The sequence below is a fragment of the Amycolatopsis sp. MJM2582 genome (genome assembly GCF_000754115.1).
Classification (GTDB): Bacteria; Actinomycetota; Actinomycetes; order Mycobacteriales; family Pseudonocardiaceae; genus Amycolatopsis; species Amycolatopsis japonica.
The window spans coordinates 51612-75382 of record NZ_JPLW01000002.1; the positions used below are offsets into that span (position 1 = coordinate 51612).

22 protein-coding genes are annotated in these 23771 nt (G+C 66.0%); 9 read left to right on the forward strand and 13 right to left on the reverse strand.

Going from position 1 to position 23771, the window contains the following annotated elements; genetic code table 11:
* Window positions 1-676 precede the first annotated feature (676 nt).
* Together ED92_RS41310 and ED92_RS10645 are read left to right on the forward strand one after the other, a co-directional pair.
* The gene (locus tag ED92_RS41310) at window positions 677-2185 is read left to right on the forward strand and encodes a pentapeptide repeat-containing protein (protein ID WP_152610904.1); all 1509 of its coding nucleotides are present in this window, start codon (window positions 677-679) and stop codon (window positions 2183-2185) included.
* A gap of 264 nt (window positions 2186-2449) precedes the next feature.
* Window positions 2450-4315 (forward strand): AlpA family transcriptional regulator, encoded by a 1866-nt coding sequence (locus ED92_RS10645; RefSeq protein ID WP_037336506.1) that lies wholly within the window; start codon window positions 2450-2452, stop codon window positions 4313-4315.
* 201 nt (window positions 4316-4516) lie between these two features.
* Here ED92_RS10645 and ED92_RS41315 read toward each other — a convergent pair whose 3' ends face one another.
* A complete protein-coding gene (locus ED92_RS41315) occupies window positions 4517-5227 on the reverse strand; it encodes a GIY-YIG nuclease family protein (protein WP_052120442.1) in 711 nt (236 codons plus the stop codon).
* 316 nt (window positions 5228-5543) lie between these two features.
* Here ED92_RS41315 and ED92_RS41320 point away from each other — a divergent pair, with 316 nt between their 5' ends.
* The 5 genes from ED92_RS41320 (at window position 5544) to ED92_RS10675 (ending at window position 8583) form a co-directional block, all read left to right on the forward strand.
* The gene (locus ED92_RS41320) at window positions 5544-5894 is read left to right on the forward strand and encodes an SseB family protein (protein ID WP_052120444.1); all 351 of its coding nucleotides are present in this window, start codon (window positions 5544-5546) and stop codon (window positions 5892-5894) included.
* A 74-nt stretch (window positions 5895-5968) separates the two neighbouring features.
* Complete coding sequence (locus ED92_RS10660) at window positions 5969-6289, forward strand: hypothetical protein (protein ID WP_235213240.1); 321 nt, start codon at window positions 5969-5971, stop codon at window positions 6287-6289.
* Complete coding sequence (locus ED92_RS41325; RefSeq protein WP_052120446.1) at window positions 6289-7602, forward strand: putative T7SS-secreted protein; 1314 nt, start codon at window positions 6289-6291, stop codon at window positions 7600-7602. Before ED92_RS10660 ends, ED92_RS41325 begins: the two co-directional genes overlap by 1 nt.
* A 49-nt stretch (window positions 7603-7651) precedes the next feature.
* The gene (locus tag ED92_RS10670; RefSeq protein WP_037336511.1) at window positions 7652-8059 is read left to right on the forward strand and encodes an ankyrin repeat domain-containing protein; all 408 of its coding nucleotides are present in this window, start codon (window positions 7652-7654) and stop codon (window positions 8057-8059) included.
* Window positions 8056-8583: a suppressor of fused domain protein gene (locus ED92_RS10675; RefSeq protein ID WP_037336513.1), complete on the forward strand. Its 528-nt coding sequence runs from the start codon at window positions 8056-8058 to the stop codon at window positions 8581-8583. Before ED92_RS10670 ends, ED92_RS10675 begins: the two co-directional genes overlap by 4 nt.
* 813 nt (window positions 8584-9396) lie before the next feature.
* Here ED92_RS10675 and ED92_RS10680 read toward each other — a convergent pair.
* From ED92_RS10680 to ED92_RS10725, 11 genes are all read right to left on the reverse strand, one after another.
* Complete coding sequence (locus ED92_RS10680; RefSeq protein ID WP_037336515.1) at window positions 9397-9744, reverse strand: hypothetical protein; 348 nt, start codon at window positions 9742-9744, stop codon at window positions 9397-9399.
* Between the two features lie 221 nt (window positions 9745-9965).
* Window positions 9966-10133 (reverse strand): hypothetical protein, encoded by a 168-nt coding sequence (locus ED92_RS43130; RefSeq protein WP_200882687.1) that lies wholly within the window; start codon window positions 10131-10133, stop codon window positions 9966-9968.
* A gap of 152 nt (window positions 10134-10285) precedes the next feature.
* Window positions 10286-11302, reverse strand: a complete 1017-nt coding sequence (locus tag ED92_RS10685) for a phosphotransferase enzyme family protein (protein WP_037339733.1) — start codon at window positions 11300-11302, stop codon at window positions 10286-10288.
* Between the two features lie 900 nt (window positions 11303-12202).
* Window positions 12203-13204 (reverse strand): thioesterase domain-containing protein, encoded by a 1002-nt coding sequence (locus ED92_RS10690; protein WP_052120448.1) that lies wholly within the window; start codon window positions 13202-13204, stop codon window positions 12203-12205.
* Between the two features lie 44 nt (window positions 13205-13248).
* Window positions 13249-14217 carry a beta-ketoacyl synthase N-terminal-like domain-containing protein gene (locus ED92_RS10695; protein ID WP_052120452.1) on the reverse strand — a complete coding sequence of 323 codons (969 nt, stop codon included), beginning with the start codon at window positions 14215-14217 and terminating at the stop codon, window positions 13249-13251.
* Complete coding sequence (locus ED92_RS10700) at window positions 14214-15350, reverse strand: beta-ketoacyl synthase N-terminal-like domain-containing protein (protein WP_037336516.1); 1137 nt, start codon at window positions 15348-15350, stop codon at window positions 14214-14216. Before ED92_RS10700 ends, ED92_RS10695 begins: the two co-directional genes overlap by 4 nt.
* Window positions 15347-17134, reverse strand: coding sequence for an AMP-binding protein (locus tag ED92_RS10705; protein ID WP_200882688.1), 1788 nt, complete (start codon window positions 17132-17134; stop codon window positions 15347-15349). Before ED92_RS10705 ends, ED92_RS10700 begins: the two co-directional genes overlap by 4 nt.
* Before the next feature lie 163 nt (window positions 17135-17297).
* Window positions 17298-18077, reverse strand: coding sequence for a hypothetical protein (locus ED92_RS10710; RefSeq protein WP_037336519.1), 780 nt, complete (start codon window positions 18075-18077; stop codon window positions 17298-17300).
* An 89-nt stretch (window positions 18078-18166) separates the two neighbouring features.
* Entirely contained in the window at window positions 18167-18883 is a 717-nt protein-coding gene (locus ED92_RS10715; protein ID WP_037336521.1) for a uracil-DNA glycosylase family protein, read from the reverse strand.
* A gap of 45 nt (window positions 18884-18928) precedes the next feature.
* Window positions 18929-20176, reverse strand: coding sequence for a class I SAM-dependent methyltransferase (locus ED92_RS10720; RefSeq protein WP_037336522.1), 1248 nt, complete (start codon window positions 20174-20176; stop codon window positions 18929-18931).
* Window positions 20177-20426: 250 nt separating this feature from the next.
* Entirely contained in the window at window positions 20427-21227 is an 801-nt protein-coding gene (locus ED92_RS10725) for a TauD/TfdA family dioxygenase (protein WP_052120455.1), read from the reverse strand.
* 152 nt (window positions 21228-21379) lie between these two features.
* Here ED92_RS10725 and ED92_RS10730 point away from each other — a divergent pair, with 152 nt between their 5' ends.
* Together ED92_RS10730 and ED92_RS42455 are read left to right on the forward strand one after the other, a co-directional pair.
* On the forward strand, window positions 21380-21790 hold the full coding sequence (locus tag ED92_RS10730; RefSeq protein WP_037336525.1) for an NUDIX domain-containing protein: 411 nt from the start codon (window positions 21380-21382) through the stop codon (window positions 21788-21790).
* A gap of 7 nt (window positions 21791-21797) precedes the next feature.
* The gene (locus ED92_RS42455) at window positions 21798-23054 is read left to right on the forward strand and encodes a helix-turn-helix domain-containing protein (RefSeq protein WP_052120457.1); all 1257 of its coding nucleotides are present in this window, start codon (window positions 21798-21800) and stop codon (window positions 23052-23054) included.
* Between the two features lie 176 nt (window positions 23055-23230).
* Here ED92_RS42455 and ED92_RS10740 read toward each other — a convergent pair whose 3' ends face one another.
* Window positions 23231-23758: a hypothetical protein gene (locus ED92_RS10740; protein ID WP_037339749.1), complete on the reverse strand. Its 528-nt coding sequence runs from the start codon at window positions 23756-23758 to the stop codon at window positions 23231-23233.
* Window positions 23759-23771: the final 13 nt, after the last annotated feature.

Below are 23771 nucleotides of genomic sequence, written 5' to 3' on the forward strand. Positions count from 1 at the left end.
CGATGAACGCCATCCACATCAGCATCGACGCCAAGACCGCCGCAGCGCTGCGCACGCTCCCAGCCGAACTCGGCGTGCGCGAGGTCGGCAAGTCCGAGGGCCGACGGACGCAGCCGGAGTAGCCGGAGGTCGAGCCGTTCACCGCCGCGACGCTGGCCGCTTTATCCGGCCGCCCGGTCTCGGACGCCCCGCCGGCTGGAGTCACAGCCGTGGCGCTCGAACTGGGCAAGGCGGCCGTGCCGACGCCCGGCGGCGCGACGTCGACCACCATCGGCCCGCACTCCGCGATCTACGCGGAGACGGTTCCTTAACGGCAAATGTGTGACCGTGGCGAGTGTGGACATCACGCAACCCTCCGACGAGCATTTCGATCCGCTGTGTGAGTATCGGGCTCGGTCCGCGGGGCGCAGTGCGTGTCAGCCGGTGGCATCAGTGACGTTGCTCAGGTCTGCGAGCAGGACACTGAGGTCGAGCAGGGAGCTGACGTGGGGATCGTCGGCGCCACTGGGGGTGAGGACATGCTTCGCAATCGCCGTTGGTGTCGATCTGACACTGGTTCAGCAAGGGCCAGCAGCGCGCCGGTCAGAAGCGGCGGCGACACGTTGCCCGATAACGGCCGTTGGGTGCGGCCCAAAGGCAACGTAGCAGATGCTGGCTCGCGAGCGATTGGTCATTAGTGGCAGCAGAGCTGAAAGATCCGGCACCACACGGCGCAGAGCCGCCCGTCGGCCGCGCGACATCGGCGCGGCCTGTGCTGCGTCCAATTCCGAAGTGGGTGATCGCTGCCGGCGTTCCAGTGATGGTGCTGATCGCGGCCGGGGCAGCGTGGTTGCTCCTGGGGCGTGGGGTGACGCGCGATCAGTTGGATGCACTGCGAACCGCGGGTGCGTTTGGCATCGGTCTTGGGGGAGTGGTGGGGTTGTGGCTGGCGGTTCGGCGGCAGCGTTCCGCTGAGCTGGATCTGCTGCAGAAGTACGAGGCTCACGAGTTGGCGGTACGAGCCATGGAACACAATGAGCTCGATTCGAGGGAGCGGCGGCTCAACGAGCTGTATTTGAAGGCTGTCGAGCAGCTCGGCTCCGATAAGGCTGCGGTGCGAACGGGAGGCGTCTACGCCCTCGAGAGGGTGGCGCAAGACAACCCGAGCTTACGACAGACAGTGGTTGACGTCGTGTGCGCATATCTGCGGAGCCCCTATACTCCGCTCGGTTTGCTTCGGCCCCGTCGGCTGGGGGTGAAGCGGCCGTTGTCGGCCGCGGCTTCGGCGCGGGTCAGAAGCTCGTCGCGGGCTCATGGCGGGCCGTCCCTAGCGGTGGAGGGTGATGACGGAGCCCTGCAGGAACGCGAAGTACGGACCGCTGCCCAACGGCTCCTCGCGCGGCACCTGCGCCCCGGCCTCCGACCTACCCCAGCAAGCACGTTCTGGGAAGGGATCAACATTGACCTCACCGGCGCGACGCTCATTGACTTCGAGCTACGTGACTGCAAGGTCAGCGAGGCCGAGTTCGCCAGAGCGAAATTCGTCGGGGCCGCCTGGTTCAGCGGAACCCGGTTCACCAGCGACGCTGTCTTCAGCTGGGCGCAATTCTCCGGTGGAGCCGGGTTCTTCGGAGCTCAGTTCGGCAGGGACGCCTGGTTCTTCGAGACCGACATCGCTGGCGACATCAGGTTCGAGGGAGCAAAGGTCGCGGGTGTCTCCTGGTTTAATCGTACGAATTTCGGCGGAAGCGCAAATTTCGAAAAAGTCGAGTTTGGCGATCGAACCTTTTTCGACGATGCCACGTTCGCCCGGAGCTCTCGGTTCAACGAGGCAGACTTCACTGGAGATGCTAGGTTCGCGGGCGCAAAATTCGTTGGTGACGCCTCATTCTTCGACGCGAGATTCGACACAGATGCGGAATTCGAACGAACACAGTTCACGGGGGACGCGACATTCAGCAAGGCGAAATTCGCCCAACACGCAGAGTTCAGTGGGGCGAAAACCAAAAGCATCCCCAACTTCGCCGATGCGCAGTTCTCAACTAAAACGCGGGTCGGAGACACCGGATTCCCTGAACTGGACTGGGCCGACCTCGCCACGTCGTCCTCGCACCCAGAATCCGCAGCAGTGCAGTTCACCGGGAAGGCGCCACCTGCGGGTCCGGAGTTCGCCCGACCCGACCCTTCTGACTGGCGGGAAGACTGATCAAAGTTGACCGGTCCAGCATCCTCGCCGGATGGCTACTGCCTCGGAGGTCCGATGCGGCACGCGGTAACGCGTGCATGCCGATCACCGCACTGATTCACGCGCGCGTACCCGCGACGCGGCACCTGCATTCGACGCGTTGGCGGCGATGCCTGTAGGTAGGCCAGGGGTGTGGCTGACGCGCCAGCCTCGGTGCCACAAGGCGTTGCTATCGCCGACGCATGCCGCTAACGTATCCGTTAATCCGAGGCGGAAGGCGGAGCCGTGACCGAGCCTGACACTGACTTGTTGTCCATTAACCAAGTAGCCGACGTGCTCGGGGTGTCTGCCTCTCGGGTGCGCCAGCTGGCCGCCGATCGCCAGCTACCCGAGCCGGTCGATCTCGGCGCCCGAGTCGGGGCCTGGTACTGGACAGACATCGCCGCGATCAAACTGCGGCGGCAGGGCCAGCCCACCAGCCCCGTCGCGGGTCTGCTGCCCAGCGCTACCGAGCCGCTGCCACGAATCAGGGACCGCGTCCTCGAGGTCGACCTGGGCCCGAGGAGAGGACGGAAGCCGATGCACCTGCGTGTCTGGCAGGGTGACGCCGCCGAAGGCCGGCGGACGGTCGCGGTGCTCGGCACCCTGGCAGACGGAGTAGACGTCGCCGACGCCCTTCACGAGTGCCTGCGTGCCGCCGCATCTGACCTGGATCTTCCGGACACCTCCATCACCTGGTTCCTCTACAGGCCATACGAGCAGCACCGAATCCATTACCAGCAGGTGCACCACGTCATCACCGGTGCCGAGAGCGTCGATCGGGATGACAGTCACGAACGGCGTCGCTGGCGCAGAACCCCGCCAGGCGCCTCGCAGGACCCGGCACCCCGCCAGTGGCGCCGCAAAGCCACCCTGGGAGAAATCGAACGTCTCCTCAACGCCGACGTCGAGGCATACCCCGGCCCCGCTTACCGGCCCGCGGTCATCGAGGAATGGCAACGCAGGCGGCGGACACTCGACGTTCCCCACGACACCGTGGACTTCGGGCGTCTGATGCGAGCGATCAACTACCTGCACTGGACACGGCAAGACCTCAACGATGCCTCGCGCCTGGACGACCTCGACGCAGCTATCTGGCTTCTCGCTGACGACGCGCAGGTACGCCTCGACCAGGCGAAAGGACACAGCTTCAACGACGGAACCCACCCACCCCAGCTTCCGGACGCCCGCCTTGCGCACTGGCCGGACGCCTGGGCAGCACGGCTGGTCCCGCCGCGCCCGGACGATGCCGAGCTGGAGATCCTTCGCCAGTACCCGACCGAATTCGTCATCCCGCAAGACCCGGCCGACCACCGTGACCGGCGCGATCTCCTCGCGCGCCTACGCACCTGGATCGAGGATGTCGACGCCTTCTCCGATCGGCACGATCCAGCATTGACGGAGGCGCTCACGGTCGCCGCCGACCTCCTCGCCTTCTACCTCGGCGTCTTCGATCCAACGTTCCGCGCAAACGACCACCCCGACAGCGTTCCGCGCACACTGCACGTCCACGGCACACACGACCGTGCCTATCTCGATTCCGTGTCCTGGCAGGACACTCCACCGGCGAACACCCGTGCGTACCGCGTCCTCGACGGCCAGCTCGGATCTACGCAGAGGGAGGGGCTGCGCTACGGCTACGACACTCGTGGCGCTCTTGTCATCCACAACCCCGGTGACCCGAGAACACCGCGCTCCGAGTGGTACCTCACCGAGTGGCCACTGCGGCCACCGCGCTCCGGCATCCCCGCCGGGACTGACATCGTCGCCGACGGACCAGTAGACGGCGACCGGGCCGCCTACATCACCGGGCCGGGTATCGGCATCACTCCGCTACCTCTGGATCCCGGCCACCGAGTGGACCAGTGGTCCTTTGGATATTCCGGCGGGGGACCGAGCGCACTGGCCCACGCCATCGAGTCCGCGATCATGCGCGCCGATGGCATCGGGGACGACGTACGTCCATCACGTGCCTGGCGGACATGGCTCGGCAACCAAGTCAGCTACGGCCTCGACGAACCTCCTCGCAGACACCGCGAAATGAGCGAGCTACGGCTGCCCGTCGACCAGATTCGTCAACGATACAGGCTGGAGCACTCCCAACACCGCTGAAAATAGGAGGCTGCAGTGCACAGTCACCGTGCGGGTGAAACGTGTGGCGCGGGGGCTGAAGGGCGCCTGGAGACAGCAGCGTCAGGGCTTCAGGTGCCATGTAAACGAGAACGTCGGGTGGCGTTCCTGCGGGAAGAAATGACGTGAGCGCCGTCGCCGCGTCCTCCGTGTAGCCCTGTGATGCTTCATTCGCGACGGTGCTCACACATCGCCGACGCGGCGGCGCTGGAACTCGCTGACCGCCGCCCGTACTTCCACTACAGGATCCAGGTGGCCAAAATCGAACCATTCGCCGTTGGTCCTGTACTTCACAAACCGCAGATGCAAGGCGTCCTCCAAGCGCCTGTCGCCAGGCGTGTACCAGCGTACTTCCAGGGGGTTGGGGTTGCTGGTTTGAAGACTCTTCAGCCTGGAACTCACGTCGATAGAGTATCCGATCTTGACAACGTTTGATCCAACTTGCCCGATCACATAGACGAAACCTTTGAGCAGCGGGCAGGCCTGCCCGGGTGTGTTCGCGGCGGCATACTTGGCCGCGTACCGCTCGGTCAATTGCCTGCTGCGTTCGTCTTCCTTGACTATTTGGCTTGGACTCAGGTCGTTCAGCAGAAAGGTCGTATGCGTGAGGCCGGCGTCGTCGATCCGATGCTCCTCTGTAACGGCTCCGACGGCGATCAGTTCCTGATGAACCGCGTGGTACTCCTCAATATCGTCAAGGCGGAGGACTGCCGCAAACTCCTTGGGAGATCGCGGCAAGCCGTCCACGGCGTCAGTACGGTAGTGGACAAAAAGCTTGTAGAGGCAGTACAACCTCACGGCATGAGACGACACCTCGGACAGTAGCAACCAGGGCAGAACCGTTACGGGAAGCTGGCTGTCGCGCGGGTTTTTCTCGTCAATCACCATCGTCATGCTCAGTTTCTAGCGCACAGGTCTGACAATGACCGTGACGGGCAGAGTGTCGACGGTGGCCGGAGCGCTCGCGTCCCGCAGGGCCCGTATGCGGGTTCAGGTTGCCGGCAGCGAGATCGCGCGCTGGCATATGCAGGACGTCCCGAAAACGTGGTACGGGCACGGGTGTGTCGGTGCGATATCGATGGCGGCACAGGCCGGAGTGCAGTCTGGCCGGGCAGGTTTCGTTGCGGCGGGGGTGGATTGATCATTGAGGGTCACTCCTAGTACGGTCTCGTGCGTGCCTGGTGACCAGGGGAGAGGTGGGCCACGTCTCGTGACCGTCGCGCTGCAGGTCAAGGCCGGTCAGCGGAGGCCATCCGACTTTATGGACGTGTTCGCGTCCGCCCTGGTGTTCGCCCGGAGGCCACAAGGAACTGCGTTGCTGGTGACCGAATTGGGCGACAGAGGGCGGTGGACAGTTGTGTTCTCGTCACTCGATCGGCTCGCCATGCACGCCGGAGAATGTGACTACTTGTCCGCGACAGGTGCGGATTTTATGGAATTAGTGCCGGACGGGGTCGCGGTGATGGTCGACCCCGATGACGACCACCGTTTTCCGGTGTTGTCACGGGTGGCTCCCGCGGATTTCGTAGCGCGTGTGTGGGCTGCGAAATCGCGGGACTAAGCGAGCGTCCGGTTCGTACGGGCTGTGTGACGACAGGGGAGGGGTCTCGAGGGGTGGATGGTCCGGGTTTTCATGTGGAGCTCGAGGTGCTGGAAAGCGCGTCGAAAGGCATGGGCGAGGTCGTGAGCGACCAGGAGGGGTTCGAGCTGCGCGGCCTGTGTGGTGAACCGCGGCTGTATGGGCATGACGGGGTTCATGCCGCGTTGGCGGAGTTCTGCGGGCGGTGGAGTGTCGGGCTGGACGCGCTGGCGGATCGCGCTCGCGATCTCGGGGGCCTGCTGGGTGCGGCGGCGAAGGCCTACCGCGAGGTCGAGCACACCAACCTCGCCGCCCTGAAAACCGATCCGGGGCTCGGCTCGGTCAGCGCGCCGCCGCGTGTCGGGAGCGGCCGGTGATGGTCGCGGAGCTGGGGCAGACCGACGATCCGAAAGGGCTGGTGCCGGGAGATCCGGACGCGGTGTTCGAGAACGCGCGTGTGCTGCATGAGCGGGCGCGGGACGCGCTCGAGGTGGGTGATGCGCTGAAACGGATCGACACCGGGGCGTGGCAGGGGCCGGCGTCGAACCAGTTCCATGACGATCACCAGACCGAAGTGCCGCGCTGGGGCACTGCCGGTGACTCGCTGGACAACGCCGCGCTCGCGCTGACCGACCTCGCCAATTGCCTGGCCTGGGCCCAAGCCCAGGCCGCGGAGGCGATCGCCCAGTGGAAACAAGGCGAGGCCGACACCGAACGCGCGATCGCCGTCCACGGCCACGCCTGTGCCCAGGCCGACGCGCAGAACCGGGCGAACATCGAGCGCGGTGACCCGACCGTCGTGCAGCCACCGCCTTTCACCGACCCCGGTGAGGCGAAACGCCAAGCCGCCCGCGACATCCTGCACCGGGCACGCCAGCAACTCCTCGGCGAAGGAAACCGATGCGCGGAGGCATTGAAGGCCGAGGCGGCGCTGGCGCCACAGGATTCCCGGAAACAGGCCGACGCGAACTTCTACGGCGGCATGCTCGACAGCGCCCAAGGCCTGCTCGAAGGGCTGTGGGGCGCGGTCAGCGACCCGGGTGGCACGGTCGCCGCGATGGCCCACAACCTCACCCACCCCGTCGACACCCTCAAGGCGATGGTCTCCTGGGACGACTGGGCCGCCGGCCGCGGCGACCGGGCGCTCGGGAAGATCACCGGTGACATGGTCATCGCCGCCGCCACCTTCGGCGCCGGGAAACTCATCAAGGACGGCCTCGGCCGCCACCACGACAACGACAAACCCGATCCCGCCAGCCACGACGGCACCGGCGGGCCGGCGGCACCGGGGCCACGTCCGGTCTACGAACCGACCCGGAACCGGGTCAAACTCCGCCAAGGCACCAAACGAGCGATTTACCGGGACGCCGAACGGCAGCCGGACGGCTCCGGAGACTTCGTGTGCCAGGGCTCCCGTGCACGGATTCCCGCCGCGCACAACCCCGACGGCAGCCTCGTCAAGATCGACCCCGACACCGGCAAACCCGACCCCGCCGGAATGACCGTGCCCGAACCCGGGAAATACGAATTCGGGCACCAGCCGGGCTCGGAATGGTGGCGCTACAAAGCCGAGGCCGAAGCGAACGGCTACTCCCGCGAGAAAGTCATCGAAGACCAGAACGATCCCGGCCGCTACCACCTCGAAACACCCGAGGCCAACCACAGCCATAAATACGAACTACCACCGTAAACCGCGTGAAACAGCCAGGTAGCATACGGTGCAACGGAAACGAGGTGTGATGACCAAGCCGGACCGCGAAGGACGCGACGAACTCCATTACGCAGCCTATGAAGGCGACGTCGCCGCTATCCAGCGCCGCCTGGCCGACGGCGTCGACGTGAACATCACCGAGAACCGCAACACGTACACGCCACTGCACTTCGCGGTCCAAGAGGGCAAGGTCGACGCCGCCCGCGCACTGCTCGACGCCGGCGCGGACGTTCAGGCCGTCTACACACCGGGTGCGACACCGCTGCACCTCGCGGTCATCCGATGGCGCAAATCGCCCGACGGCGCCATGATCAAACTCCTGCTGGCCCACGGAGCGGACAAGACCGCGACCGAGACCAACGGCCACACCCCGGCCGAGATCACCAAGGGCCAGTACGGATTTCCCGCCGACCTCACGGAGCTGCTGCAACCATGACCGAGCAGGCCCTCGACGACCACCTCACCCGCTACCTCGGCCACGGCAGGCGGGAGACCGAGGTCGACGGTGTCGAGATCTGGCGGCACGAACGCCCCGAGTACGTCTCCTTCGCCACCCACGGCCTGTCCAGCCAGCCCATCACCGCGGTGTACCCGCAGGAACTCGTGTGTTCCGTCGAACACGGGCAGGACGGCGCGGCGCTCTACCTGGTGGAAACGACCCTGAAGATCGTCCAGGAGAACCACCGCGGCGTCGTCAACAATCAGGTGATCCGCAACGACCGGCCGCTGCTCGCCGGCACCGACATCACCGGCGTCCTCGTCGGCGGCCACCCCTACCTCGACGACTTCGACGCGATCTTCGGCGCGGACCGGAACGTCCTGGTCGAGCTGATGACCTTGATCCCGCTCACCAGCAGCGAGGTCGCCCGATCCACCAGTACCGGCGTCGACGCGCTGCTCGACCACCTTGAGGACACCGACCCGCCCCTGCTGAACATCCAGCGGACCTCGACCATCTGAGACCCCGGGGACTCACTTGCGGAAATCCCCGCTGGCGGCACTCCGACGCCGCCAGCGACGACTGCGCACGCCCAGGAACACGACACCGGGCCTGAACACCCTGTCCATACGGCCCAGACAGGAACAACACATGAACGGCAGTAACCCGACCGACAGCCCCGGCTCGGCACGGACTGGGACTCGCGACCTCAATGCGGCAGCAGTCCAGGCTCGGGTTACACCTTGACCACAGACGGCAGCCGGAGTGCGTGCAGGTCGGTGAGTTCTGCCCGCAGGCACTGGCCGTCGTCGTAGGTGACCGGAGTGATCTTGCGGCCAGCCCGCGCCTGGTCGACGTCCAGGCGGTCGATGATTCGTCGTCGGCGATGGGCAACCGGATGTGGCCGGGTGGGTCGGGAAGCAGTTCGACAGTGACCCGCGACGTGCCCGTGAAGCAGATGCGCGGCTTTACTCGGCTCGGCGTGCAGGACCCAGCGCACGGCGGCGGGCGCATGGTGAGCCTGGTATCCCGCGCGAGCGGACCTGGCGAACGGCCAGAGGCAACTCGCTCGTCAGGCCGCTCACATCGTCAGCTGGAGAAGAAGCTCTCCGAGCTGCTCGGCGAGAACGCCTGGCGGGAGTCAGGGCTCGGCGCTCCCGCCAGGCGTCGACCAGTTGCAGAGGCGGATCAACGACCTCGAACAAACAGGTGGTTGGCTTGCGAGGCCAGATCGAGGAGCGTGGCGACCAGGAATTGGAAGCCGCGCGGACCGCGAACCGCGAGCTTCTCGCCAACTTGAACAGACGGAACTGATCGACTGGCCGCGGCGCACGTCACAGGTCGTGCGTAGTTGTCTGTTCGCCGGTGGCGCGCGGATCATCGGGGTCGATCAGGTCGGCTTCCCGGATATCGCCCAGGGCCGATCCGGCGCCGGCGATTTCGTTGGCGACACTGACACGCCGTTGTTCATCAGTAACCATCGGCGCAATCTCGCGTTCCGCTGCCCGATACAGCTCCATTGCCTGCTCTCGCTCGGAGATCTCCAACCGGTGCCGCTGCCAGGTCATGACCATGTTCAACAGTTGCCGCAGCCCAAATAACGCCGCGACGCCATAGCCAACCGGAGCCGAGCGTTCAGCCAGGCCCCCCAACACGCTGACCCACGGGCTGGCCAAACTCATACGCACCACCTGCACTGCCGAATTAGGCGCGCCTGGAGCGATAAGAGGGGTGCCTGAAAGTTGCCCCTTCCCGGTGTTGGATAACCACGTGGCACGCACTGCCAACGTGTTTAGCGCCTGCGCTTGACGGCTGAAGACGTCTGTTGTCGGTCGCTCACCAAGATCAACAGACAGATAGAGCAACTGAGCGCTCGTCCGCACATTTGCATCGTTCGTAGTTGTCACGTGGCCCATCTTGCCCAACCCGAACTGGAACCAATGCCATACCCGCCGAAATTGGGGCCTTGGTCGGGCAGGGCGAGCGGTTCGGTCAGGGCCGCGGCGTCGTCTGGATGGTGGTCGAGGTAGGTGGTGAAGGTGGCGCGGATGTCGGTGTCAGTGATCGTCACGGTTCGCATTCGGCTGTTCGGGGGCGTCGAGCCGCTGTGTGGCGGCTTCGCCGCGGTTCTCGTGGACTACGACGAGCACGACCCGCCGCCGGCAACTTCGTGCCTGGCCAGTGCCGACGGAAGCGCGAGCCTCGCAGCGACAGGTCATGCATTCAGCGAATAGCGAAACGCAGGGTTTCCTCCAGGTCAGGTAGCTGGTCGAGCAGCATCAGCGCAGCCTCGTGCCGTGCCCGTGCGTAGGACTCGAGGGCGGCGTCGACCAGATGTGGTCGTTGCACTGGTGCCGACAGTGGAAAGGTCGCGCAGAGCTTGGCCGCGCAGCCGACGCGAAGCGAGCTGACGAGGTCGTCCGTGTGCCCTTCAGGGTGGGCGTCTCGATAGGCGAGGGCGAGATCGGTGTATCCCTTGAGCCAGTTCTCCACGCCGTTGGACAGGACGCTCTGAGGGTCACAGCCGAGACGCACGATTTCCCAGGCGAGGAAGCCTGGTGTGGGCGGCCCGAAGTCCACGATCGCGGCGACGTCGTCGCCCTTCAACAGGACGTTGGGGCCTGCCAGATCACCGTGCATGACCTGGACCGTCAGCTGTGGCAGTGAAGCAAGGACACGGTCGACGTCCCCCATGACGGCGTGCCGCTCACGGGCTGCCTGCAGTGCCCAGGTCTCGAATTCCCCGAGACCGGTTTTGTGCTCGTACGCGCTAATCAGGGTCTCGAAGCGATCACGTGCGGCGGCGGCGTCGCACAACGTGGCACCAGGTTTCAGACTGGGTGCGGCGGCTGGATGAGTGGCGAGTCGGCGGTGGAGGCGGCCCATTTCTGTACCGACCGCTGACCACCGCGCACCGGACAGGGTGCCTTCGGCGGTCTCGGTGTGTGGCACGTAGGACCACAGGGACAGTGGCAGGCGACCGCGGGTCTCGATGAGTTCGTGTTCGCTCGAGCGGACTATCCGTGCGGTAGCGACACCTCCGTCGGCGGCGTACTCGGACAGTTCGATCGACGCCCGTTCCAGATCCAGCTTGTCGCGAGCTCGGTAGGCCTTGACGAAGTGTCGACGTCCCGACTGGTCCACGACGGCGTAGTTGTCCGTCGCGGTGCCTTCTGGGATACGTGAAATCTCTGCTGGGTCGAGGCCGTAGTCGAGCGCCAGCGTGTCGGCGATCGCCATGATCTGCTCGACGTCCGCGGCACGGCCTGGCGTGGACGGCGCGCCGACAGGCTTGGTGGCGAGCTGGTGAGAGGCGGTGGGCATGGTCTCCCTTAGTCGAAGCGCGGAGATCGTGGTCGGATGATGGGCTGGTGCCAGGTGATGGGATCGATCAGGGTGCGGGGGTGAGGCGCGGTCGCTAGTGCTCAGCGAAGTGGGGCCGGGCCGCGAGATCGCCGGTGTGCAACACATTCGTCACTGCGTCATCCGATTGCGTGTCGCTCGTTCAAGTTCTGGTGGTACTCGGCACGGTTCATGAATCGGCAGTTTGAGGCGGTGGGCGCGGTAACCGGCTGGATTCTCCGGGCGCCGCGGTGCCGGGTAGGGATGTTGTGCCCAGCAGTTCCAGCGCTCGGGTGCCACGAAGGTTCCCAGGGAAATGATCTCGGTGGCCTTCGTTCTCGTTTCCGCAGGAATCCGCCGGATCCCGCTTCCATGAGGATTGGTGCTGTCCCAGCACGGGATCAGCCTGTGGAGCAGCTCTCCGAGGCGAATCGGTAGCTGAGCGTCCCGCGTCATGTTGTGATTTGAGGCTCCACTCGTTTCATGGCCGTGATGGCTGAGGCGAATTTGCGGGAGACCAGGGCTAGGAGAATTGTCGTCGAGCCGAGTTGCGGTCTGAAGTTTCGCACGAATTGTGGTCCGATCCTGCTTGTGGCCGCGGCCCTGGAGGTCGAGGATTGTGCTCGCAGTGGGTGCTTGTTGTCGGTGACTACATCGGAGACAGCTCCCGAGCCGAAATCGCCAACGCCCGGCCGTTGGGCAAGCCGCGCGGTTCATGCACCCCGAGGTCGACGCCTGACGTCCCACTATCCACGGGCCTGCTGTGACGTTGGTTCTCTGTCGGGTTTCGTGGTGGGTTCAGGCAGAGGCGGAACGCATCGCGGACGTGATGGCCGAGGCGAGAGGCCGCTGATGGTTCATCACATAGAAGTGGCCGCCCTCGTACCGCTGGAGTCCGCGGAAGTGCGTTGTGAACGCGTGCCAGGCGAGCAGGCGGTCTTCGCTGATCAGTGTGTCTCGGTCTCCTCCGAATACCGTGATCGGAACGGGCAGTGGCTCGGGGTCTCGGGGGCGAGCCCAGGTGGCCAGGAGTGTGAAGTCGTTTCGGAACGCCGGGGCGAACGTGCTCCAGAGGTCGTCGTTGTCGAGGAGCTGGGGTGTGCTGCCACCGACGTCCCGCAGCCAGCGGCGCAGTTCCTCGTCGGACATCAGGTGAGGGCGGCTGTCGGTTACGGCATCGGTGTTCGGGGCCTCGGAGGCGGACACGCCCAGCCAGTGAGGGAGTGGGCCTCCGTCGTGGTGGAGCTGGCGGGTGCACTGGTAGGCGATGAGTGCTCCCATGCTGTGGCCGAAGAACCCGAAGGGCCGGTCGAGCAGGGGAGCGACAGCGGTGTGGAAGTAGTCGACCAGCCGGTCGCAGTCGTCGATCAGCGGTACGTGCTGGAGCTGGCCGCGGCCCGGGGCCTCCAGAAGGCAGAGTTCCCAGTCCTGGGGGAAGTGCTGCGCCCAGCCCCGGTAGAGCAGGTGCGAGCCGCCGGCGTGGTGGAACAGGAACAGGCGCGCCGCTGGATCGTTCAGTGGCCGCGGGCGGATGACCGGGCCGGCACTGGGCTCGTCGACGAGCGTCGAGGTGACGAAGGTGTGCAGTTGCGCGAGGGTCGTGGCGCCGCTGCTGGCCACGGTGTTCGCTGGGACGCCGAACGCGGTCTCCACGCGGGTTGCGACCTCGAGCATCAGCAGCGAGTCGATGTCGAGCTCGTCGGAGAAGTGCGCCTCGTCGGTGACCTCTCCGGGCTCGGTCTCCAGGGCGCCGGCGATCAGAGCGCGGAGATCCTCGATGTGCACGGACGTTCTGGTCATGGATGTTCCCCTCGGCTCTGAGCTGGATGGACGAGTGGCGGGGTTTAGGGAGTCAGCACCAGGGCGGCTGCCGCGTCGTGGGGAGACCCTCCAACCGTGGCGAGCACGTTCCCGGTGGCGTCGCTGTCCAGGTGGGCAGTCGCGGCGGCGCACTGCAGAACGCCCAGTGCGCCGGAGAGCGGGCCGAGCTGGGATTCCAAGTCGATCCGGCGAGTGGCTGCGTGCAGCTGACTGGCCACGGCGGCCGTCTCGGCCCCGAGCCACAGGCCGATGGGTCGCTTCTCGGCCGCACCTGCGGTGGTCAGTGCGGTGGAGAGATCTTGGGCCCGTGCGTACCCGGCGAGCGTGGCGCGCGGCCGTGCGCCACGGGACGCGGCGGTGGTCGCTGGTTCGAGGACGATCGCGACCGCGGCGTCGGTGGGCCGCGCACCGAGCAACTTCGCCGTGACGTCATTGGCTGGTTCGACGCCGATGACGACGGCTGCTTCGGCGCGTCCGGCTGCGATGAGGGTTCGCGCCCAGGCGATAGCGTCCAGACCGCTGGTGACGCCGTTGCAGACGGTGAGGTTCGGGCCGCGCAGCCTGTGGCGGATGGCCACCCAGCCTGCGATGACATTGCTCGAGGTCGAAGGCAGGCCGAGCGGGCTGAGCCCCCACGCGCCTTCTGCGGCGATGGTGTCGGTTGCGGCGCAGACGTCCTCGACGTTGCCGAGGTTGGTGCTGACCACGACGGCGGTCGCATCAGCCGCGCCCGAGATCGACGGGTGGGGGTCGGTCCAGCCCGCGTCGTGGAGGGCGGATTCGGCGGCCCGCAGGGCGAGCCGGGACGCATGGTCCTTCTGGCGCATCTCGCGCCCGCGAAGTCCGGTCGCGGGGTCGAAGCCGCCTTCGCCGGGCAGCGGTCCGAGTAGGTCGCTGTATGTCGCGACACCGGGGAGCGCCAGCCCGATTCCTGTGACGACGACCGCCCATGCCTTCAGGGCATTCGGAGGTGAGCTCGTCGTTCCGCTCATCGGGCCGCTTCCACGATCGCGACGGCGTTGATCCCTCCGAAGCCGAAGGCGTCGATCTGAGCGATGTTCAGGGCACCGTAAGCGGGGGCGCCCTGGACCAGGTGCAGGCCAGCGGCCTCGGGGATCGGGTTCGTGAGTCCCAGGACCGGGGGCACCGTGCTGTCCTTCATCGCGAGCACCGCCATTTGCAGGCTGAGGAGTCCCGAGCCGCCCAGGGTGTGTCCGGTCATCGCCTTGATGGCGGTCATCCGCGGACCGGGTCGTGTGCTGTGGAAGATGCGGCTTAGGACGGTCGCCTCCGTCTCATCGTTGCGGGGTGTGCCGCTGCCGTGCAGCATCACCACATCGATGTCGTCCGCTCGCACTCCTGCTCTGCGGTAGGCGTCCTGGACCGCGCGGGTGATGCCGTCGGGGTCGGGCGCGGTGGCATGGTGGGCGTCGCAGTTCATGGACACACCCCGTACCCGGGCGTGCACGTGCCCGCTGCCGGTGCCCGCGCGCTGCACGACGACCGCTGCCGCGCCCTCACCCATCAGCATTCCCTTGTGCGTGGTGTCGAAGGGGCGCAGCGCGTCGGGGATGTCGTTCTGCACGCGGTCGAGCGTGCCGAAACCGCTCTCGGTGGCGGCGTCGGTGCCGGCGACGATGACCGTGTCGGCCATTCCGAGCGCGATCATGTCGGTGGCCATGCCGAGCGCGTACAGCGTGGCCGAGCACGCGTTGGCGAAGGTGTAGGTGGTGGACGCCCCACAGGCCGCCTTCAATGCGGTACCGAAGTGCAGGTCTTCGACAGCGACGTCCGCGCCGTCACGCCACCACAGTTCGAGGCTGCGCTGTTCGCGCATGGTGGTCCCCACCAGCACGGGCAGCTGCGACAGGTCCTCGCCCAAGCCCGCGTCAGCAGCTGCCTGGCGAACAACGGTGGTAAGCCAGCGAGTGGCACGCAGCGGGATATCAGTTCCGTCCGCGGGCCGATCGTCGATCTCGTAGGCGTAGGCCGCCCGGTACTTGGCCGGGTCGAACGCGCGCAGCGGCCGGCGGCTCTCCCGCCCGGCGCACAACGCGGCGAAGATCTCGCGGGGGCTGGCACCGATGTTGGCAACGGCGGCCATCCCGGTGATGTCCCAGGTCACGGTCGAGCCACCGCCTCTCTGAGCTGGAAGGCGGCCAGCTTGCCGGTCGACGTGGTCGGGAGCTCCTCGAGGAATTCCAACCGGGCTGGCCGCTTGGAGGCGGCCAGCCCGTCACGGATCGCGGTCATCGCTGCCCGCCGCACCACGGCCGTGTCGAAGCCTGGCCGGGCGACCAGATACGCCACGGCCTGTTCCAGGCCGTCAGCGTCGCGGCCGCCGACCACCACGCAGTCCTGGACCCCGTCAGCGCCGCGGATGACCTTCTCGATCTCACGCGGATAGACCTTGTAGCCACCCAGGTTGAGCAGGTCGTCGGTGCGGCCGAGATGGGTGAACGCGCCGTCGGGTGCTCGACGCACCACGTCCCCGGTGTAGGCGCCGCCGTCGGCAAAGGTGGCCGCCGCGGCGTCGGGACAGCCGATGTAGCCCACGGCGACGGTGGGGCCCGCGATGTGGAGTCGGCCGCCCTCTCCGTCGGCGACGGGTGTGCCGTCCTCCGCGCGGACGGTGGCGGTGACTCCGGGAACAGGGACCCCGAAGGTGCCCGGTCGATGTTCCCTTGGCGGCGTGCCGACGACGACGTGGAGCACCTCGGTGGCCCCGAGCCCATTGAGGAGCTCGGCCTGGAAGACGGTACGGATCCGCTCGCTGAGCGGAGCGGGCAGATGCTCGCCCGACGACACGCACAACCGCACCGAGGTGGGATCGATCGCCGCCGTCGCGGAGGTGTTCAGCAGCGCGGCGTACAGCCGTGGGACGGAGAACAGCACGGTGGGATGGTGTTGCTGCAGCGCGACGGTGACCGAGTGGACGTCAACCGTGCCGCGTATGAGCACGACTCGGGCTCCGGCCGCCAGTGGGCACACGATGGAATTGCCGAAGCCGTAGCCGAAGGACATCCGGGCAGTCGACAGCACGGTGTCGTCGACGGTCAGCGCCAGGACGGTGCCAATGCCGGCGGTCATCGCCGCGATCGCTCCCGCCGAGTGCCGCACCCCCTTCGGCTTGCCGGTGCTACCCGAGGTGTACTGCACGAGAGCCTCACATCCCGCGCTCCACGCGGCCCGGCGTCCAGCCTCCTGCGGGCGGTAAGCGGGACCTTGCTCGGTCGTGGCCAGCGCGGCGCGGACGTCGTGGCCGGTGAACCGGGTTGTCGTCCCGAACAGCGCCTCCAGAGCGCGTTGCCTGGTGGAGGTCGCGTCCAGGTGCACCATCGTGGCCGCGCAGTTCTCGGCGATGTAGGACACTTCGCCGTCCGTCAGCATCGGGCTGATCACCACGGGGACACAGCCGTGCCACCACAGGCCAAGGACGGCGACGACGGTCGCCACGGAGTCGTCGGCGACCAGGAGACCGCGCGCGCCCGCCGCAACGCCTGCTGCGCTGAGGGCGCCCGCGTATCCGCAAGCAGCGTCCAGGAGGGCGGCGTAGGTGATCTCTCCGGACAGGGGGTCGAGGTAGCTGGTTCTGTAGCCGCGGCCCGCGGACACATGACCCTCCACCAGGCGGTCGATCAAGTCGATCTCGTGGAGGCGTGTCGCGCGTTCGCTGAGCACGGCCACTGCGGTGTCCAAGCTGGTGACGGCTGCCGATTCCTGCGGGGACAGGACTCCGAACTCCCGCTCGATTCCGGCCGTGATCGCGACCTTGTCCAGCGAGGTGATGCCGAGGTCCTCATAGAACAGGGCATCGGGCTCGATGTCGTCCTTGTCGACGTCGAGGACGGACGCGACGATCGCTCGTAGCCTGTCGAGGACTGTGTCGACGGCTTCTGCATCGCTCACCGGCGGAGATCCTTTCCCTATCGTCGTAGCCGAGACATGAGACGTGGTTGGAAGAGCAGCACCCGGGGATCTGCTGCGCCTGGTGCCGTACGCCGCGACGCAGTTGGTTCCGGTTGACAACTCGAGGACAGGCGGGGGATGGGGTAGTGGTCAGCGGGAGCGCTCAGGCGTTCAGGCCGACCTCGCAGGGGAAGAAGACCGAGATGCCCTGGGGCTCTTCGGTGAAGATGACCCTTTTGGACAGCGCGGACATGAAACCGAGCTCGAAGATGGTCCCCTTCCCGACGCGGCCGCCGGGGTTGCAGACGACGACAGCGTCGGCCTGACGGAAGGTGTCCAGGTGCACGTACTTGTGCCGCCACGTGTCGCGTTTATTCTTCAGGAAGTCCTGGTAGTCGAAGAGGATGAAGTCGGTACCCGCGGTCTCGGGCTTGACCCTCGTCGACGGGGGACTCAGCACCGCGGAACCGGTGCCGCGCAGGCGTGTGATGACACCCTCGATGTACCCCAGTGAGTGCTGGAAGCTGCCGCAGACAACAGCATGCCGGATTTCCCGCCGGGTGAGGCCCTCCATCATGGCGTCCGATCCGCACGCGGTTCTCCCTGTGTGCAGGTAGAACTGCTCCAGCTCCGGGGCGACAATGTTGAGATAGAGGCCGGTGTCGACATAGACGGCGTTGATCAGCGCGGCCGCGCGCGGTTGCGGGAGTTGCTGAAAGGCGCCGGTGGCGTAGAGGCGTGTTGTCTTGTTGTCGACGACCTCGCAAACGTCCGTGAGTCCGGCACAGAACTCGGCGATGCGCTCTGCCAGCGCCTCCGGGGCCCGGTGTTCGTCCAACGCAAGCGGCTGCTTATGAAGCATCATCAGCTCGCCGCGCTGTGAGCGGTAGACGCTTGCGCGGTCCGAGCCGAAATGGACCAGGACCCTGCCCTCGGTCGCCACAGTGCTCTCCTTCTCGCTCCGGGTACGTTGAGGCCCGGCCTTCGTCGAATTAGCAGGGGGTCTGGCGAGCGTTGCGGAGGATGCCGCGCCTAATCGCCTTTGTCGCGAAACGCGCTGAGATACTTTTCAGCGAATTCATCCTCCCTATCCCGGTTGTACTGAGTGATGAAGCGTGGATGCTCCAAAGGAATGATCTTCTGGAAGAAGTGTTTCCTCTCGTTCAGCTTCGAGAGGAACGCGAAGTTCTCGCCGCTGCCGATGCAATAGCACACCGAGGTGTCGGTTCCGAATTCCAGCTGGCGTTCCAGCGAGTCCACGAGGAACGAGTGCAGGACCGCCACCAGCTGCTTGCTCTCGTAGTAGTTGCAGTTGACCTCATTGCCCTTGGAGTTCGTTCTCGTCAGGCCGAGAGGGCACACAAAACTCATGACGAAATCGGCATAGAACTTGCCGCGGCCCCCGTAGCGCCCGATGACGTCGTGCAGAAACCCGGCGGAAGGCCGGCTCACCGCATAGCCGTCGACATCGACTCCCGTGTCGCTTTCGAGGAGTTTGGCGTCCTCGAACGGGACCCCGGTCACGGCGGTGCCGCGGCGAGCGGGCGAACTCCCCAGGACCAGTCGGCGCGGCTTGTCGTCATCGTAGTACTTGCGGTAGAACGCGGTCGTCACCTCGCGGACACGTTCTTTCTGGGGCCCGATGAACGGGTTGATGACCGTGAAGCCGGGAGGCAGCTCAAGCGTGGTTCCCGCGAGTTCCTCGTTGAATCGCAGGATCCGCTGGGCAACCGTCGTTGGCCCGCTCATTGCAGATGTCCTTCCCTGGCACTGGCTGGTGAGGTGGTTGAACAGTTAGGCGGCGACAGCGGATAGGTAGATCTCGGTGCTTGTGGAGTGAATCCGGATCTCTTTGAATCCAGTGCAGTCGAGCTCCGCGCCAATCAGATTGACGGTGTCCATCCCGCGGTAGAGGTCGACGAAGTACGTGCCGGGCAAAAGCAGACCCGGTACGACGCGGCCCTGCCGGGTATGCAGAAATCCGTTCGCCACAGAGACGATAATAACAGCGCCGGGCTTCAGTACCCTGCGCGCCTCCGAGACCGCCGCCGATGTGTCGAAGAACGACGAGTTGTAGGTTCTCAAGCTCACATAAAGGTCGTAACTGTTCCCTGGTAGGGCAGACAGGTCCTCGGCGCTGGAGACGACGGTTCTCGATGACCGCATGCGTCCACCGATATTCGCTAGGCCACTTTCCGCAATGTCGAGAAAGGTGATGTGCAGGCAATCGGAAAACAGGGCCGCTGCTTCGTGACCGGCGCCGACACCGACGTTGAGGATGTTGACGGCAGACAGAGATCTTGACGACGAACTGCTGAATACCGACATGAACTCGTCCGTCCAGTGTGCGTTGGCGGCGCGAGCATCGTACGCGTCGTCATACGTGCCGTACTTCGTGTCGAATGCTTCCGACAGTGCGTCGTTGACGGCGCGATCAGCCTCCGCGTCCTTGATGCCATACCGCTCGCAGATCAAGGTGGCGAGCGCAGGTCTTGCCCTGTTTGCGGTGACGTCGCTCTTGGAGAGCGGAAATCCTCGCATCTGTAATCCGGTGGAGACAGCTTCGCTAATGCGATTCGTGGAGTAGTGTGGGTTGCACCCGATATTCTGCTCGCTCGCCGCGTAGAAGTCCTGGTTCTGCTGAAGAATCTTGCGCTGCAGATCGTCAGGGAAGCGATGTACCTGGCCTGGGGAAGTGACGGGGTCGTCATCGAGGTAGCTCGTCAGCGCAGGGTCGGGCAGGCCGATGTAAATCCGCTCGATGCGCACGTCCTTCACCAGTTCCGCGAGGTCGAACGACTGGTTCGCCGCCAGGGTATTGATCGTCAGATATGCGCTGTGCGCGCCGACTATTCCGAGTTCGTCGATTCGGGTCCGGAGAGCGTGATACCAGGACGAGCCGTGGATTTCTCCCTCGAAGGCCGAGCACAGCAACTCGTCCTGCTGGGAGACGAGCGCAATCCCTACCCGCAGGCCGGTCCGCGGACCCTGTCGCGCGATGCCGATGACGTAGTTCATCCACAAGGCACTGTTCGGGCTCATCTGGACTCCGTTTCTCACATGCACGCACGGGGATGCCATCGCTCTTCGCGGACGCGGGCAGGACAGGCCAGCTCCTGGGATTCGGGGCGGGGACGCCCCTTTTTCAACTACCTCGACTGCTAACGACAGCGGTGAACCTCGGCATGTCGGGCGGAGTTGATCGCCGCGTTGGCCGGCCCGGCGAGCGCAACGTTGAGCGAGGTGCGGTGGAGCAGGCCGACGATGACCGTGCACGGGCGCTGCGGCGGATTCACATGGATTCGCTCATCGTCGGGTGCGGACGGGGCAGACTGGTGGTCGCTGCGGGGAGGAATCCGGTATGAACGCGACCCGGGGGAGGGTCGAGCAGGACTCGCCACACCACCCTGTCGCCGGAGAACCGGTGGCGGCCGTGCAGCCACCACCTGTTGTTCACCACATACCCGTGTCCTGCCGGGAGTGCCAGCGTGTCGGAGTGCTCGCGGATCGCCTGCCGCAGCAGGGGAAGCCACCGTCGCGCCCGTGGGGAGAACCGCGCCAGGTCGTCAAGCCGGAGGCGTATCGCGATCCGCCCGTCGGCCCGAGGCTCGAAAACCGCGCCGAGATACCCGGCCGCCCCGCCGAACAGCACACCGCGCGCGCCCGCCAGATCCGCGACCGCTTCCGGCGTGTGCGCCCACAGCGCCGCGTGCACCGCTCTGCCATCGACGAGCACGGTTTCCCCGCCGGTTGGCGCGGCCCGCGAACATACGGCCATCACCACGGCCGGGGGAGAGGACAGGCTGGAGCGGTCGGTGTGCGGGGTGAGGTCGTTATCGGTGAACGCGGCCATCCCTGGACGCGTCGCCCCCGACCGGGCCGTGATCGTGGTGACGCCCTCGGGATCGCTGTGCGGGTGCAACACGACCGAACCGAGCTCGGTGGCCAGCCGCAGCAGCGCCGCCCGGCCAGTGACTCCGCGGAACACGGCGACGCCGTGCTCGGCCAGTGCCGCGGTGATCCGTTCAGCGGCATGAGGGCGGGTCACGTCCAGCGGCGGCGGGGGTGCCTCGGTGTTCCCCAGCGTGGTCATCCGGCACTTCCTTCGTCGTGTGGCGGGCTTCCAGCACAACCGGTGATCACCGGAGGTGTCCACTGACAGATCGTCAGCGGCCGATCTCTCCAGGTGGCTGCTACGGTGCTGATCACCTCTATTCGTTCCTTGCACAGGGAGGCTTGTCGGCGATGCCCGGCTACCCCGTCTCGATCAAAGGCGTCGTCGTGCGCTCGGGCCGCGTGCTGCTGCTGCACAACGAACGCGACGAGTGGGAACTTCCTGGTGGGCGCCTCGAACTTGGCGAGACCCCTGAGGAATGTGTCGCCCGCGAGATCGGCGAGGAGACACACGTCGCTGTCGACGTCGTGGAGATCATCGATTCGTGGATGTACCACATCGACGTCGCGAAGAAAGACGTGTTCATCGTGACCTACGGCTGCCGCGCCACCACGAGCGCCGCACCGGTCGTGAGCCATGAACACACACGCGTCGGCGAATTCACCGCCGGCGAGGTCCAGGACCTCGTTATGCCCGACGGCTACAAACGGTCGATCGCGACCTGGTTCACTCGCCTGGCCGCGGACAGCACGGTCAGGTAGGCCTGTCGTGGGCCAGCGTTGCGACCGCTGCGGACACCGCCTCGGCGAGTTCGCGAAGACCGGAACATGTCCCGCCTGCCGCAGCAGCACCGCCTCCCTCACCACCCCTCCGACCCGGCTCACACCGGCGGTGTGGATGTGGTCCGACCCCGGTGCCGTCGCGGCGTTCGCCTCCCGAGACCTGCCGACCATTCTGCGCGCCTACCGCGCCATCAATGGCCTGTCCCAGCAGGACCTCGCGCAGCTGCTGGACTACGACAAGTCCTACATCGCGATGATCGAGACCGGGAAACGGTCCTTTGACGGCGTCCGCGCCAGACGGCACCTCGCGCACCGTCTCGGCCTGCCGTATCACCTGCTCGGCGTCACCGATCCCGACGACGCCGACTTCGCCGCACTTGTCCAGTTCGGTGACAGCGTCGTCCGCCTGGCCGACATCGCGCGCCAGGCCGGCCGCGCCGTCGACGCCGTCAACGAGCTGTGGCCCCTGGTGGCCCGGCTCGAGGCCCGCGCCGCCGAGGGCCGACTCGATCCCCACACACTTCGGCTGCTCGCCCACGGCCGCCTGTCCCTCGGGGTCTCCCTGGGAACGGTCCTGCCCGAGGAGCGCCTCACCGGCGCCGCTGTCTGGACCGGCAAAGCCCTCCTGATCGCCCGCCACCTCGAAGACCCCGCCTTCCTCGGGCACGCCCTGCGCATGCACGGCAACGAGCTCCGCAAAGCAGACCGGCTGCCCGCCGCGATCGCCCGCCTTGAGCACGCCGCCGCTATCACCACCACCCCCGAGGACCGCGGCACTGCCGTCGCACTCCTGGCCCGAGCCGCGGGCGAAGCACGCCACGAACATCGTTTCACCGAAGCGATCTCCGAATGCCACCGTGTGCTTGATCAGGTGTCCTATCAGGACGGCATGCTGCTGAACCCGTTCTCTCTCCGCGAGATCCACGCCCGCGGCCTCGTATGCCTCAACCGCCCTGTCGACGCCTTGAATGTCTTGTCACGCCCCGCCGCGACCGCACCCGCCGCACCGCAATGGCAGGTCATCGAACACGTCACCCACGGCGAAACCCTCGCAGCTATGGGAGACCACAACGGCGCCACCGACACACTCACCGCCGCCATCCACGCCGCCGAAAGCCGGCGACTGCCACATCAGCTCCAGCGCGTCGTTCGTGCGGCCGACAATCACAGCCTGCACACCGTCGCCGACGACGGGCGCAGTGCGTTGAGCAGACTGCGGTCGATGCTAGCCCTAACGACCTGATCCGTCGCGACATCCCGAAGACCATCTCCCGCAGAGGTACCTGTCACGCTCCTCTGACAGCAGCGGGACCTCAATGACGTGCTAGGACCCGCCGAAGTGGACCACGATGCCATTGATGCACTGGCAGAGACCCGCCGGTCACTCGTGTCGGGAAGCAATCTCCCGCGCGGTGAGCGTCAGCGTCGAGGCCGGCCGACCCATACCAGATGCTGAGCAGAGACAAAGTCACCTTGGCGATGGCGACCTTTGAGAATCCCGATCCGTGTTCGTCCCTCGACGACCTGCAACCCTGGCGCCGAGGGAGTCAACAGTGAACGCTCTATCAGCACAGGCCACCGCTTCCACGTGCCGTGGATCTCCCAGCAGAGAGCTACACCCCTATGAATTCCTGTGTGGCGTACCTCGATCCAATAATCGGGGTTGGCTGCGAACTCATCAATACAGTCGCCGTCGGAGTCACCGGTCGGCGTCTCGACCAGCAGGTCCGTGGAAGCAGCTTCGACCTCCCAGCTGATCTGCGCGAGGTCGACATCGGCATAGTCGAGGAGGAACGCCTCGTTGCCCGCGTGGTCATAGAGCCATTGCTCGAGCACGTCGTCGGGCCAGCCAAGACCGGCGACCTCGGGATGGCGGCGGAACCCCGCGAATCCGGATCCGTCCTCGTGGCAGTCCTGGGAGATCAGGGTGTAGTCAGCAATACGCACAGTGTTCATTGTG

Bases quoted from the DNA above. Each gene is read 5' to 3' on its own strand.
- ED92_RS41315 (WP_052120442.1), bottom strand. From the start codon at position 5,227: ATGACGATGGTGATTGACGAGAAAAACCCGCGCGACAGCCAGCTTCCC.
- ED92_RS41325 (WP_052120446.1), top strand. From the start codon at position 6,289: ATGGTCGCGGAGCTGGGGCAGACCGACGATCCGAAAGGGCTGGTGCCG.
- ED92_RS10670 (WP_037336511.1), top strand. From the start codon at position 7,652: ATGACCAAGCCGGACCGCGAAGGACGCGACGAACTCCATTACGCAGCC.
- ED92_RS10675 (WP_037336513.1), top strand. From the start codon at position 8,056: ATGACCGAGCAGGCCCTCGACGACCACCTCACCCGCTACCTCGGCCAC.
- ED92_RS10680 (WP_037336515.1), bottom strand. From the start codon at position 9,744: ATGAGTTTGGCCAGCCCGTGGGTCAGCGTGTTGGGGGGCCTGGCTGAA.
- ED92_RS10685 (WP_037339733.1), bottom strand. From the start codon at position 11,302: ATGGCGATCGCCGACACGCTGGCGCTCGACTACGGCCTCGACCCAGCA.
- ED92_RS10690 (WP_052120448.1), bottom strand. From the start codon at position 13,204: ATGACCAGAACGTCCGTGCACATCGAGGATCTCCGCGCTCTGATCGCC.
- ED92_RS10695 (WP_052120452.1), bottom strand. From the start codon at position 14,217: ATGAGCGGAACGACGAGCTCACCTCCGAATGCCCTGAAGGCATGGGCG.
- ED92_RS10715 (WP_037336521.1), bottom strand. From the start codon at position 18,883: ATGAGCGGGCCAACGACGGTTGCCCAGCGGATCCTGCGATTCAACGAG.
- ED92_RS10720 (WP_037336522.1), bottom strand. From the start codon at position 20,176: ATGAGCCCGAACAGTGCCTTGTGGATGAACTACGTCATCGGCATCGCG.
- ED92_RS10725 (WP_052120455.1), bottom strand. From the start codon at position 21,227: ATGACCACGCTGGGGAACACCGAGGCACCCCCGCCGCCGCTGGACGTG.
- ED92_RS10730 (WP_037336525.1), top strand. From the start codon at position 21,380: ATGCCCGGCTACCCCGTCTCGATCAAAGGCGTCGTCGTGCGCTCGGGC.